13 protein-coding genes and 1 tRNA gene are annotated in these 11898 nt (G+C 67.7%); 1 reads left to right on the top strand and 13 read right to left on the bottom strand.

Features of this window, described 5'->3' with window-relative positions:
* From QZ670_RS06905 to rsmI, 8 genes are all read right to left on the bottom strand, one after another.
* Positions 1–1408, bottom strand: a 1408-nt coding sequence (locus QZ670_RS06905; protein WP_294253390.1) for a thiamine pyrophosphate-dependent enzyme, incomplete at its 3' end; no start/stop codon positions are given.
* A gap of 64 nt (positions 1409–1472) precedes the next feature.
* Positions 1473–2357, bottom strand: coding sequence for a succinate--CoA ligase subunit alpha (gene sucD, locus QZ670_RS06910; RefSeq protein ID WP_294253315.1), 885 nt, complete (start codon positions 2355–2357; stop codon positions 1473–1475).
* The gene (locus tag QZ670_RS06915; protein WP_294253317.1) at positions 2358–2960 is read right to left on the bottom strand and encodes a hypothetical protein; all 603 of its coding nucleotides are present in this window, start codon (positions 2958–2960) and stop codon (positions 2358–2360) included.
* Entirely contained in the window at positions 2930–3892 is a 963-nt protein-coding gene (mdh, locus tag QZ670_RS06920) for a malate dehydrogenase (RefSeq protein WP_294253319.1), read from the bottom strand. Before mdh ends, QZ670_RS06915 begins: the two co-directional genes overlap by 31 nt.
* Positions 3893–4106: 214 nt before the next feature.
* Positions 4107–4694 carry a DedA family protein gene (locus QZ670_RS06925; protein ID WP_294253320.1) on the bottom strand — a complete coding sequence of 196 codons (588 nt, stop codon included), beginning with the start codon at positions 4692–4694 and terminating at the stop codon, positions 4107–4109.
* 15 nt (positions 4695–4709) lie between these two features.
* Positions 4710–5663 (bottom strand): glutathione synthase, encoded by a 954-nt coding sequence (gene gshB / locus QZ670_RS06930; protein WP_294253321.1) that lies wholly within the window; start codon positions 5661–5663, stop codon positions 4710–4712.
* Positions 5664–5694: 31 nt separating this feature from the next.
* Positions 5695–6054, bottom strand: coding sequence for a YraN family protein (locus QZ670_RS06935; protein WP_294253322.1), 360 nt, complete (start codon positions 6052–6054; stop codon positions 5695–5697).
* Positions 6055–6199: 145 nt separating this feature from the next.
* A complete protein-coding gene (gene rsmI / locus QZ670_RS06940) occupies positions 6200–7033 on the bottom strand; it encodes a 16S rRNA (cytidine(1402)-2'-O)-methyltransferase (RefSeq protein WP_294253323.1) in 834 nt (277 codons plus the stop codon).
* A gap of 11 nt (positions 7034–7044) precedes the next feature.
* Here rsmI and QZ670_RS06945 point away from each other — a divergent pair, with 11 nt between their 5' ends.
* On the top strand, positions 7045–8244 hold the full coding sequence (locus QZ670_RS06945) for a penicillin-binding protein activator (RefSeq protein ID WP_294253324.1): 1200 nt from the start codon (positions 7045–7047) through the stop codon (positions 8242–8244).
* A 127-nt stretch (positions 8245–8371) separates the two neighbouring features.
* On the opposite strand, the gene hemW is transcribed toward QZ670_RS06945, so the two are convergent.
* The 5 genes from hemW to QZ670_RS06970 form a co-directional block, all read right to left on the bottom strand.
* Positions 8372–9514 (bottom strand): radical SAM family heme chaperone HemW, encoded by a 1143-nt coding sequence (hemW, locus tag QZ670_RS06950; protein ID WP_294253326.1) that lies wholly within the window; start codon positions 9512–9514, stop codon positions 8372–8374.
* A 194-nt stretch (positions 9515–9708) separates the two neighbouring features.
* Positions 9709–10788, bottom strand: a complete 1080-nt coding sequence (gene arsB, locus QZ670_RS06955; protein WP_294253329.1) for an ACR3 family arsenite efflux transporter — start codon at positions 10786–10788, stop codon at positions 9709–9711.
* Positions 10789–10792: 4 nt separating this feature from the next.
* Positions 10793–11221, bottom strand: coding sequence for an arsenate reductase (glutaredoxin) (gene arsC / locus QZ670_RS06960; protein ID WP_294253331.1), 429 nt, complete (start codon positions 11219–11221; stop codon positions 10793–10795).
* A gap of 11 nt (positions 11222–11232) precedes the next feature.
* Positions 11233–11565 carry a metalloregulator ArsR/SmtB family transcription factor gene (locus QZ670_RS06965; RefSeq protein WP_294253332.1) on the bottom strand — a complete coding sequence of 111 codons (333 nt, stop codon included), beginning with the start codon at positions 11563–11565 and terminating at the stop codon, positions 11233–11235.
* Positions 11566–11823: 258 nt separating this feature from the next.
* Positions 11824–11897: transfer RNA gene (locus tag QZ670_RS06970), tRNA-Gly, on the bottom strand.
* Between the last annotated feature and the right edge of the window lies 1 nt (position 11898).

An 11898-nucleotide genomic window follows, 5' to 3' on the forward strand; every position in this document is an offset into this window, starting at 1 on the left:
CGCGGTGGAACTTCTGACGGAACTCGATCGCCATCTTGGTGGCGAAGGTCACCGCCTCGGGATCGTCGCCATTGACGTGGAAGACCGGCGCCTGGACGCCCTTGGCCACATCCGACGGATAGGGCGACGAGCGCGCGAACTGCGGGCTGGTGGTGAAGCCCACCTGGTTGTTGATGATGAAGTGGACGCAGCCGCCCGTATTATAGCCACGGATGCCGGAGAAGCCGAGGCATTCCCAGACGATGCCCTGGCCCGCAAAGGCGGCGTCGCCATGGATCAGCACCGGCACCGAGGCCGAGTGATCCTCCAGGTCGCCCGCGATCGTCTGGATCGCGCGGGTCTTGCCCAGCACGACCGGGTTCACCGCCTCGAGGTGCGAGGGGTTGGCGACCAGCGACATGTGGACCTTGTGGCCGTCGAACTCGCGATCGGTCGAGGTGCCGAGGTGATACTTCACGTCGCCCGAACCGCCGATGTCATCGGGGTTGGCCGAACCACCGGCGAACTCGTGGAAGATCACGCGCAGCGGCTTGGCCATGACATTGGCCAGCACGTTCAGACGGCCGCGATGCGCCATGCCGAACACGATCTCGCGCACGCCCATCTGGCCGCCGTACTTGATGACCGATTCCAGCGCGGGGATCATCGACTCGCCACCGTCCAGGCCGAAGCGCTTGGTGCCGACATATTTCTTGCCGAGGAATTTTTCCCACTGCTCGGCTTCGATGACCTTGTTCAGGATCGCCTTCTTGCCATCGACCGTGAAGTCGATCGCCTTGTCCTGGCCTTCCATCCGGTCCTGAAGGAAGCGGCGCTCCTCCACATCCGCGATGTGCATATATTCGAGGCCGACATTACCGCAGTAATTGGCCTGGAGGATCGTGACGATCTCGCGCACCGTGCCGTGCTGCAGGCCGAGCGCGCCGCCGAGATAGATCGGGCGATCAAGGTCTGCGCCCGAGAAGCCGTGATATTCCGGCGTCAGATCGGCGGGCAGGTTCTGGCGGGCGAGGCCCAGCGGATCGAGATTGGCGGCGAGATGGCCGCGCACCCGGTAGGTGCGGATCAGCATCATCGCGCGGATCGAATCTTCCGCGGCCTTGGTCACGTCCGCCGTCGAGGCGGCCGGGGCGGCCGGCTTGGCCGGCGCGCCGCCCTTGGCGGGCTTCGGCGCGGGCTCCATCTGGGTGGGGTCGAGCCCGGCCGTCAGCGCGTCGGTTTCGGTCAGCGGCCAGTTGGCGCGCTGCCAGCTGGGGCCGGAGGCCGTGGATTCGAGACCCTCGAACCAGGCACGCCAGCTCGGTTCGACAGAGGCCGGATCGCTCTTGTAGCGCCGGTACAGGGTCTCGACGAAGCCGGGGCTCACGCCGCCGGCGATGTCGTCGAAGTCGAGGCCTTCATAGCCCATGATCATGCTTCCGTTCGTGTTAGCGCTCCCATACCCACCTATATAGGAGCGCTACCGTTGCAGTTTAGCCCTTGAGCACTTCCATCAGCGTCTCGCCGAGCAGCGAGGGGCTGGGGGAGACGCGGATGCCAGCGGCTTCCATGGCTGCGATCTTGTCTTCGGCGCCGCCCTGGCCGCCCGAGACGATCGCACCGGCATGGCCCATACGGCGGCCCGGAGGCGCGGTGCGGCCCGCGATGAAGCCGGCCATCGGCTTCTTGCGGCCACGCTTGGCCTCGTCGATCAGGAACTGCGCCGCTTCTTCTTCCGCCGAGCCGCCGATTTCGCCGATCATGATGATCGACTGGGTGGCTTCGTCGGCGAGGAACAGCTCGAGCACGTCGATGAAGTTGGTGCCGTTGACCGGGTCACCGCCGATACCCACCGCGGTGGTCTGGCCGAGGCCTGCGTTGGTGGTCTGGAACACCGCCTCATAGGTGAGGGTGCCCGAGCGCGACACGACGCCCACCGAGCCCTTGGAGAAGATGCTGCCCGGCATGATGCCGATCTTGCACTCGCCGGGGGTCAGGATGCCCGGGCAGTTCGGGCCGATCAGGCGCGACTTGGAGCCGGAAAGCGCGCGCTTAACCTTCACCATGTCCAGCACCGGAATGCCTTCGGTGATCGCGACGATCAGCGGGATCTCGGCGTCGATCGCCTCGAGGATCGAGTCCGCCGCGAAGGGGGGCGGCACGTAGATCACGCTGGCGTCTGCGCCGGTCTTCGACTTGGCTTCGGCGACCGTGTTGAACACGGGCAGGCCGATATGCGTGCTACCGCCCTTGCCGGGGGTGACGCCGCCGACCATCTGCGTGCCATAGGCAAGCGCCTGCTCGGTGTGGAACGTGCCGGTGGCACCGGTCATCCCCTGGACGATGACCTTGGTGTTCTTGTCGACGAGGATGCTCATTCAGTTCGCCTTTTCCGGGTCGCTGGGAGGAGGGGTAAAGGAGCGCAGCGCAATCCAGCCGCCGAACGTGGCGAGCGAATATTGCGTCGTTCCGAACGAAGCGGCCGTGAAGGTCGCGCGGTCGGGCTTGGATTCGGGGCGCGCATAGAGCGGCACCTTTTCCTCGCTCGGCAGCACGATCTTGCGGGCCGCGAGATAATCGTCGCCGCCGCCGATCCACAGGACCATGCAGCTTTCGGCGAGGGTGCCCGTGCCGGTGCCGGCCTTGGGGACGAACAGATAGGTGTTGCCGCCGGCGATGCGATAGATGCTGTTGGGCACCGCGGCCGGTTCGGGCGCGGGCGCCTTCAGCGCATCGGCGGCATTCGCGGTCGCGGCGGCACCGATGCCGATCGCGCGCCGCGCGGGCAGCGGCAGCGTCGCATAGGTCGCCGCTTCGGACATGCCGCGAGTCAACCTGGCGCTGCCGCCCATGCACACGGCACGGAACAGCGCCACCGGCTCGGTCGGTGCCGTGGCGATCGCTTCCTGTGCGGAAGCGACGCCCGGCACCGCGACGAGCGCGGGCAGGATCAGGCGAGCGAGGAGTCGATCGACTTGCATGCCGCGACCAGTTCCTTGACCGCGTCGACCGAGACGTCGAAATTCTGCTTCGCCGTGGCGTTCAGCTCGATCTCGACGATGCGCTCGACGCCGTCCTTGCCGATCACGATCGGCACGCCGACATACAGGTCATCGACGCCGTACTGGCCGGTAAGGTGCGCGGCGCAGGGAAGCAGGCGCTTCTTGTCCTTCAGATAGCTCTCGGCCATCGCGATCGCGCTGGTGGCGGGCGCATAATAGGCCGAGCCGGTCTTGAGCAGCGCGACGATCTCGCCGCCGCCCGAACGGGTGCGGGCGACGATGGCGTCGATGCGCTCCTGGGTGGACCAGCCCATCTTGATCAGGTCGGGCACCGGGATGCCGGCGACGGTCGAATATTCGATCACCGGGACCATGGTGTCGCCGTGGCCGCCGAGCACGAAGGCGGTGACGTCCTCGACCGAGACGTTGAATTCCTCGGCGAGGAAGTGGCGGAAGCGTGCCGAATCGAGCACGCCGGCCATGCCGACGACCTTCTGGTGCGGCAGGCCCGAGAATTCACGGAGCGCCCACACCATCGCGTCGAGCGGGTTGGTGATGCAGATCACGAACGCGTCAGGCGCGTGCGCGGCGATGCCTTCGCCCACGGCCTTCATCACGCCCAGGTTGGTCTTGAGCAGGTCGTCGCGGCTCATGCCCGGCTTGCGCGGGATGCCGGCGGTGACGATGCAGACGTCCGCGCCCGCAATGTCCTCATAGCTGTTCGCACCCTTGAGGGTGACGTCGAAGCCTTCGACCGGCGCGGACTGCGCGAGGTCGAGCGCCTTGCCCTGCGGGGTGCCTTCAGCGATGTCGAAAAGGACGATGTCGCCCAGTTCCTTGATGGCGGCGAGGTGCGCGAGCGTACCACCGATCATGCCGGAGCCGATCAGCGCGATCTTCTTGCGGGCCATGGAATCTCCTTGGTTGGTTCCAAGCAAAGCGGTCGCGTGAACATGCGCCGCGAAAGCGAGGGCGGGATAGGCCTATAATAGCGAGGCTGCAACCCGGGATTCGGCTTAGGCGCAGGAATATCTTTGCAAATCGTTCGCAAGTGCAATAGCGGGCGATTTGCGCGGATTTGCGTGGGTCTGGTGGCGCGGCGCTCGGAGCGGGTGGCGCCGACGGTCAGGCGGCGCGCGGCTTCCAGGTAAGTACGCGCCAAATATAGAAGATCAGCATCGCCACCACGCCGATGATGATGGCGGGGGTCACGAACCGGTCGATTTCGGCGATCGCAGCCCCGAGGCCATAGCCGACGCCGACCAAAGCGGCGTTCCACAGCGCGCTGCCCGCGGCCGTGTAGAGGCAGAATTTCCAGAAGGGCATGTGCATCAGCCCGGCGGGCAGCGAGATGATCGTGCGGCCGAACGGCATGAAGCGGAACACGAAGATCGTCGGCCCGCCCCAGCGGTCGAAATAGCCCTTGAACCGCTCGACATCGTGCCACTCGACGGTGAGCCAGCGGCCCCAGCGCGCGACGAAGGGCTGCAGCCGCTCATAGCCGAGCCGCCGCCCGATCTCCCACCAGAAGAGATTGCCGAGCAAGGTGCCGAGCGTGCCGACCAGCACCAGCAGCACGGGATCGAAATGCCCGCGCGCCGCGCCGATGCCCGCCATCCCCATGATCGCCTCGGAGGGGACCGGGGGAATGACGTTCTCCAGCACCATCAGCAGGAAGATGCCCCAATAGCCCCAGCCGAGGATCACGCCCATCGCGTCAGGCCCCGATCAGGCGCGTGCGGCCACCCGGGCCTCGATCGCATCCCAGATCATGCCCGCCGTGTCGGTGCCGTTGAACCGGTCGATCGCGACGATGCCCGTGGGCGAAGTGACGTTGATTTCGGTCAGCCATTGTCCGCCGATAACGTCGATACCCACGAAAAGGAGCCCGCGCTTCTTGAGTTCGGGCCCGAGCACGGCGCAGATTTCCTGCTCCTTCGCGGTCAGCTCGGTCTTCGCCGCCGATCCGCCGACCGCGAGGTTGGAGCGGATCTCCCCCTCGCCGGGCAGCCGGTTAATCGCGCCGGCCACTTCGCCGTCGACCAGCACGATGCGCTTGTCGCCCTTGGCGATATCGGGGAGGAAGGCCTGCACCATGTGCGGCTCGCGATAGGCGGTGTTGAACACCTCGATCAGCGAGGAGAGGTTGGCGCCGTCGCGGCCGATCTTGAAGATCGCCTTGCCGCCATTTCCGTGCAGCGGCTTGACGACGATCTCGCCATGTTCGGCGAGGAAGGCCTTGGCCTCGTCCACCGAGCGAGTGACGAGCGTCGGCGGCATGAACTGGGCGAAATCGAGCACCCACACCTTCTCGGGCGCGTTGCGGACCTGTGCGGGGTCGTTCACCACCAGGGTACGATCGGCGATGCGCTCGAGCAGGTGGGTGGCGGTGATATAGCCGAGGTCGAAGGGCGGGTCCTGGCGCATCAGCACGACATCGGCCTCGTCGCCCAGATCGAGCTTCACCGGCTCGCCGAAGTTGAAGTGGTTGCCTGCCACGCGCTGCACCGTGACCGGATGCGCCTTGGTCCATACGCGGCCGGCGCTGTAGTTCAGGTCCTCGGGGGCATAGTGGAACAGCTTGTGTCCACGCGCCTGGGCGGAGAGCATCAGCGCGAAGGTCGAATCGCCTGCAATGTTGATCGAATCGAGCGGGTCCATCTGCACGGCGACGGTAAGCATGCGGCCTCCTTGGGTGTCTTGCCGGGCTAGGTCACCCGATCCAGGCGTTCTCGATATGGCGAGGCAGCGTGCGCGGGGCAATGAGGATCACGTCGACCCGGATATCGTCGCCGGGCGCGGCATAGCGCGGCATCAGCAGTTCGGCGGCGGCGGCGACGCGGGCGAGGCGGCGCTCGTCGATCGCGAAATCGAGTTCGGCGGCGGATTTGCGGGTCTTGACCTCGACAAACGCGATCAGGGTGCCGCGTTTCGCCACGATGTCGACCTCGCCGGCGGGTGTTCGCACCCGCTGGTCGAGGATGCGCCAGCCGCGGAGCCACAGCCACCAGGCGGCGCGACGCTCGCCGTCGCGACCGCGCAGCTCGGCGGCCTGGCGCTTGGGGCTCTTCATCTGCTCCCGTCCATCGCCGCAAAACGCGCCGTCATTCCCGCGAAGGCGGGAATCCATTCGCCGCGACGCTGGGGGCAAGAACCGCGGCACCAGCGCCAATGGATCCCCGCCTTCGCGGGGATGACGGTTGAAGCGGGGTGGCGTGTCACCCCTTCAGTTCCATCGCGCGGGCGTAGAGCGCCTTGCGGTCCAGCCCCAGCTTCTTGGCCACTTCGCCCGCCGCCTTGGAGGCGGGGAGGCGGGTGAGCGCCTCGACCAGCGCCGCCTCGCCGTCCTCCAGCGTCGCGGGTGGCGCTTCCCCCGGCGGGCCGACGATGATGACGATCTCGCCCTTGGGCGGCGCCTCGGCATAGCGCGCGGCGAGGGTGGAGAGGGTGCCGGTCACGCATTCCTCGAACTTCTTGGTGATCTCGCGCGCGACGCCCGCCTCGCGGTCGCCCAGGCCTTCGGCAAGCGCCGAGAGGCAGGCCGAGAGGCGCGGACCCGATTCGTACAGCACCAAGGTCGCCTTGATCGCCGCGACCTCGGCGATCGCTTCCGCTCGCGCATGCGTCTTGCTGGGCAGGAAGCCGAGGAAGAAGAAGCGGTCGGTCGGCAGCCCGGCCAGCGTCAGCGCAGCGATCGCGGCGCAGGGGCCGGGGATCGTCACCACCGTGTGGCCCGCCGCGCGGGCATCGCGGACCAGCTTGTAGCCGGGATCGGAGATCAGTGGCGTGCCGGCGTCCGAGACCAGCGCCACCGCCTCGCTGCCCATGCGCGCGATCAGGCCGGGGCGCACGGCATCGGCATTATGGTCGTGATAGGGCTGCATCGGGCGCTTCACCCCGATATGGCGGAGCAGCCCGGCGGTCACCCGGCTGTCTTCCACTGCAACCACATCGGCTTGTGAGAGTATCATGCTGGCGCGCGGCGACAGGTCACCGAGATTGCCGATCGGGGTGGCGACGATATAGAGGCCGGGCGCAAGCGTGTTTTCCATCGGGGAGTGTCATGGCAGAGGGCAGCGGCAAATCGCAACCGGGACGCGTCGCGTCCCTTCGTTTGGCCGTGACCGGTCTCGCCCTGCTGGCCAGCGCCTGCGTCGCGCCGCGCGGCGGTCCGCCGACCGCGCCGACCGCCCCCGCCGAGCGCCCGGCCGAGCGCCCGAGCACCCCGATCCAGCAGGGGCTGCCGCAGGACGTCGCGCGTCACCGGGTCGCGCTGCTGGTGCCGCTGACCGGCACCAATGCCGGGCTCGGCCGCTCGCTGCAGAACGCGACGCAGCTGGCGATCCTCGACACCAACACCGATGCGATCCGCATCACCAGCTACGATACCGCCGGTCCCGGCGGAGCGATCGCTGCGGCCGAGCGTGCGGTGGCGGAAGGCAACAAGCTGATCCTCGGGCCGCTGCTGGGCGAGGATGCCCGCGCGGTCGCGCCGATCGCCCGCAAGGCGCGGGTGCCGGTGCTCAGCTTCTCCAACGACGCGAGTGCCGCCGGCAACGGCGTCTACCTCCTTGGCTATTCGCCGACCCAGTCGATCGAGCGCGTGGTCGACTATGCCAAGGGCAACGGCATCACCCAGTTCGCCGGGCTGATCCCCTCGGGCGTCTACGGCCAGCGCAGCTCGACCGCCTTCCTCCGCGCGGTGGAGAGTGCCGGCGGCAAGGTGCTGTCGATGCAGAATTACGATGCGCGGCCGGGTTCGATGAACGCCGCAATCGCCAAGCTGTCGGGCGTGCCCTATCAGGCGATCCTGATCGCGGGCAGCGCCGGCTCGGCGACGCTGGCGGTGCCGGCGATCCGACGCTCGGGCGCGGGCAAGGCGGCGCGGGTGCTTGGCACCGAGCTGTGGAACACCGATTCGGCGATCGCCAGCCGGCCGGTGCTCAACGGCTCCTGGTTCGCCAGCGTGCCCGACGGCGTCTACCGGCAGTACGCGGTGAAGTACCGCAACCGCTTCGGCGCGGCGCCCTACCGCCTGTCGGCGCTCGGCTATGATGCGGTGCTGCTGACCGTGCGCATCGCGCGCGACTGGAAGAACAACACCGACTTCCCGGCCTCGATGCTGGTCGACCATGATTTCGGCGGCGTCGACGGCGCCTTCCGCTTCGGCCGCGACGGCATCGCTGCGCGTGCGCTGGAGGTGCAGGAAGTGCGCGACGGCTCTATCGTCACCGTGTCGGCGGCCCCTGCCAGCGCGCAGTAAGAAGGCACTGACGTCCAAAGCCGTCATCCCGGCGAAAGCCGGGATCCATTGGGGTCGCCGTTACGGCTTACGCTGATACGGAGTGGCGAATAGATCCAGGCTTTCGCCGGGATGACGGTTGTGGAGTTCAGGCCACGATCTCGCGCAGGATGGCTTCGAGCACCGGCATGCCCGCCTCGGTGATCCGCAGCCTTTTGCCGTCGCGCTCGGCCAGTCCCTGCTGGACAATCCGTTCTAGCGCCCTGGCGTCGATCGGCGGCGTCCCCTCCGCCAGCACGGCAATGCGATCGAGATCGACGCCTTCGCCGATCCGCAGCCCCATCAGCAGTGCTTCGATCGCGCGATCGGAGGGATCGAGGCGATCCTCGCGCTCCATGCCATGGCCGTTGCGGTCTAGCGCCGCCAGCCAGTTCTCCGGCTTCTTGTGGCGCAGCGTTGCGAGACCCCCGCGCCGGCCATGCGCGCCGGGGCCGACGCCGGCATAGTCGCGATACCGCCAATAGGTGAGGTTGTGCCGGCTCTCCGCCCCCGGCCGCGCGTGGTTGGAAATCTCATAGGCGGGCAGCCCAGCCGCGGCGGTGATCGCGCGGGTCATCTCGAACAGGTCCGCGCCCATGTCCGCATCGGGGATGGTCAGCTGGCCCTTGGCCGCCAGCGTCGCGAAGCGGGTGCCCGGTTCAATGGTCAGCTGGTACAGCGAGAGATGCTCGGTGCCGAAATTGATCGCGCGGCGCAATTCGGCCTCCCAGGCGTCGAGCGACTGGCCGGGGCGGGCATAGATCAGGTCGAAGCTCACGCGCTGGAATGCCGCCTGCGCGGTCGCCAGCGCCGCCAGCCCTTCGTCGACGCCGTGCGCGCGGCCGAGGAAGACCAGCGCCTCGTCGTCGAGTGCCTGCAGCCCAAGCGACACGCGGTTCACCCCGGCCCTGGCGATGTCGGCGAAGCGCGCGGCTTCCACCGAGGAGGGGTTCGCTTCCAGCGTGATCTCGATGCCGTCCTCGAACGTCCAGGCCCTGGCGGCCGCATCGATGATCGCGGCGACCGTCTCGGGCGGCATCAGCGAGGGCGTGCCGCCGCCGAAGAAGATCGACCCCAGCCGCCGCCCCGGCAGCACCGCCGCCTCGTGCGCGAGATCGGCCAGCAGCGCATCGCGCCACCGCGCCTGGTCGACGCTTTCGCGGACATGGCTGTTGAAGTCGCAATAGGGGCATTTGGACACGCAGAACGGCCAATGCACATAGAGTGCGAGCGGGGCGGGATCGGCTGTCATGCGTTGCAAGAAATAGCGAACTCTAACGGTTACCAGAGCGATTCCCGTTCGACGGCGTATCGCGGTGGCGCGAAGATAGGGCGCCACCCGTCAGGCCGCACGCCCTTTTCGTCCATCGGGTGCGAAGCGCAGAGGCGAGCAGGTTGAGGCGCTATAGCAGCTTGAGCGTCGCCGTGAACCCGCCGCTGCCCGCATCAGGCAGCCGCTCCCCGTTCATACCAGCCCCGCGACGCCTTCACGATCGAGACGACTGACAGCATTACCGGCACTTCCACCAGCACGCCCACCACCGTCGCCAGCGCGGCGCCCGATGTAAGGCCGAACAGCGAGATGGCGGCGGCAACCGCGAGCTCGAAGAAGTTGGACGCGCCGATCAGCGCCGCCGGCGCCGCCACGCACCAGGCCACGCCGAGCTTGCGGGACAGCCAATAGGCGAGGCCGGCGTTCAGATAGACCTGGAGGAGGATCGGCACGGCCAGCAGCGCGATCACCAGCGGTTGTGCGACGATCGCCTTGCCCTGGAAGCCGAACAGCAGGACGAGCGTCGCCAGCAGCGCGACGAGCGATATCGGGCCGAGGCGCGCCAGCAGCCGGTCGAGCGTGCGCTGCCCGCCCTTCGCCAGCACGGCGCGGCGAGCGAGTTGGGCCGCGATCACCGGCACGACGATATAGAGCAGCACCGAGACCAGCAGCGTGTCCCACGGCACGGTGACCGCGGCGACGCCGAGCAGCAGCCCGACCAGCGGCGCGAACAGAAACACCATCAGCACGTCGTTCAGCGCGACCTGCGACAGCGTATAGGTCGGCTCGCCGTCGCAGAGGTTCGACCAGACGAACACCATCGCCGTGCACGGCGCCGCCGCGAGCAGGATCAGGCCGGCGATGTAGGACGGTCCCTCCCCCGCCGGCAGCAGCGGGGCGAACAGCCAGCCGATGAACAGCGCGCCCAGCGCTGCCATCGAAAAGGGCTTCACCGCCCAGTTGACGAACAGGGTGACGCCGACGCCTTTCCAGTGCCGACGCACCGCGCCGAGCGCGCCGAAGTCGATCTTGAGCAGCATGGGGATGATCATCAGCCAGATCAGCACGGCGACGATCAGGTTGACGCGCGCGACCTCGGCCGCCGCGATTGATGCGAAGACATGGGGCAGCAACTGCCCGAGGCCGATGCCGGCCGCGATGCAGAGCGCCACCCACAGCGTCAGATAACGCTCGAAGGTGCCGATGCCGGGACGCGCAGGCGCAGCGTCTGCAGGTGGAGTGGTCGTCGACATGGCGTCAGCGCACCCGGTTGCCGCCGGCATCCACCACCTGCTCGCCGTCCTCCTTGGCGAAGGCGCCGCGTTGCCCGGCGGGGAGCAGATCGAGGACCGCTTCCGAGGGACGGCACAGCTTCACGCCCAGCGGCGAGACGACCAGGGGCCGGTTGATGAGGATCGGGTGCGCCATCATCGCATCCACCAGCGCCGCGTCGGACAGCGCGGTGTCGCCAAGGCCCAGCTCGGCATAGGGGGTGCCCTTCTCGCGCAGCAGGTCGCGCGGAGAAATTCCGGCGCGTTCGATAAGATCGACCAGCATCGCCCGGCTGGGCGGCGTCTTCAGATACTCGACGACATGCGGCTCGATGCCGGCATTGCGGATCATGGCGAGCACGTTGCGCGACGTGCCGCATTCGGGATTGTGATAGAGGATAATGTCGACGGCCATCGCGCGTCCTTTCAGCAGCAGGGGGCGAGTTCGGCGACGAGCGGCGCGCACAACGCGGGGCTGCCCGCGCAGCAATCCTTGACGAGGAACAGCGTCAGGGCGCGCAGGCCTGCCAGATCGGCCCGGTAGAGGATCGAGCGGCTCCTTCGCTCGGATCGGATCAGGCCGGCGCGCGCGAGGATGCCGAGATGCGCCGACATGGTGTTCTGCGGCACGTCCAGCAGGCGGGCGATCTCCCCCGCCGCGATGCCGTCCGGCTCCTGCTGCACCAGCAGGCGAAATACATCGAGGCGCGTCCCCTGGGCGAGCGCGCCCAGCGCGGCGATTGCCGAATCGGTTTCCATATATCCAGTATAGCGGATATATGGAGATCTGCCACGGGGCGGGCGGCATATTCGCGCCCATGTGGCGTGGCCCGACCCTCCACCGGACAGGCGCCTCAACCGCGCTTCCTCTCCATGTCCGCCGTCCTTGGCGAAACGGCGCCACGGGGGCTTGCGCGTTGATGCGACGGCACGTGCGATTCCGAACCGGGCAGGCCGAAAAACACCGCAGGTTGCTGCGGGTTACGAAGCGATATGGGATGTTCTGGGATCGAGAGGTGGAGCGGGTAGCGGGAATCGAACCCGCGTATTCAGCTTGGAAGGCTGCTGCACTACCATTGTGCTATACCCGCC

This window comes from uncultured Sphingomonas sp. (assembly GCF_913774285.1).
Classification (GTDB): domain Bacteria; phylum Pseudomonadota; class Alphaproteobacteria; order Sphingomonadales; family Sphingomonadaceae; genus Sphingomonas.

What these genes read in the sequence shown, in the direction of transcription:
- QZ670_RS06925 (WP_294253320.1), bottom strand. Translation starts at nt 4,694, where the DNA reads ATGGGCGTGATCCTCGGCTGGGGCTATTGGGGCATCTTCCTGCTGATG.
- sucD (WP_294253315.1), bottom strand. Translation starts at nt 2,357, where the DNA reads ATGAGCATCCTCGTCGACAAGAACACCAAGGTCATCGTCCAGGGGATG.
- QZ670_RS06915 (WP_294253317.1), bottom strand. Translation starts at nt 2,960, where the DNA reads ATGCAAGTCGATCGACTCCTCGCTCGCCTGATCCTGCCCGCGCTCGTC.
- rsmI (WP_294253323.1), bottom strand. Translation starts at nt 7,033, where the DNA reads ATGGAAAACACGCTTGCGCCCGGCCTCTATATCGTCGCCACCCCGATC.
- hemW (WP_294253326.1), bottom strand. Translation starts at nt 9,514, where the DNA reads ATGACAGCCGATCCCGCCCCGCTCGCACTCTATGTGCATTGGCCGTTC.
- arsB (WP_294253329.1), bottom strand. Translation starts at nt 10,788, where the DNA reads ATGTCGACGACCACTCCACCTGCAGACGCTGCGCCTGCGCGTCCCGGC.
- mdh (WP_294253319.1), bottom strand. Translation starts at nt 3,892, where the DNA reads ATGGCCCGCAAGAAGATCGCGCTGATCGGCTCCGGCATGATCGGTGGT.
- gshB (WP_294253321.1), bottom strand. Translation starts at nt 5,663, where the DNA reads ATGCTTACCGTCGCCGTGCAGATGGACCCGCTCGATTCGATCAACATT.
- QZ670_RS06945 (WP_294253324.1), top strand. Translation starts at nt 7,045, where the DNA reads ATGGCAGAGGGCAGCGGCAAATCGCAACCGGGACGCGTCGCGTCCCTT.
- QZ670_RS06965 (WP_294253332.1), bottom strand. Translation starts at nt 11,565, where the DNA reads ATGGAAACCGATTCGGCAATCGCCGCGCTGGGCGCGCTCGCCCAGGGG.
- QZ670_RS06935 (WP_294253322.1), bottom strand. Translation starts at nt 6,054, where the DNA reads ATGAAGAGCCCCAAGCGCCAGGCCGCCGAGCTGCGCGGTCGCGACGGC.
- arsC (WP_294253331.1), bottom strand. Translation starts at nt 11,221, where the DNA reads ATGGCCGTCGACATTATCCTCTATCACAATCCCGAATGCGGCACGTCG.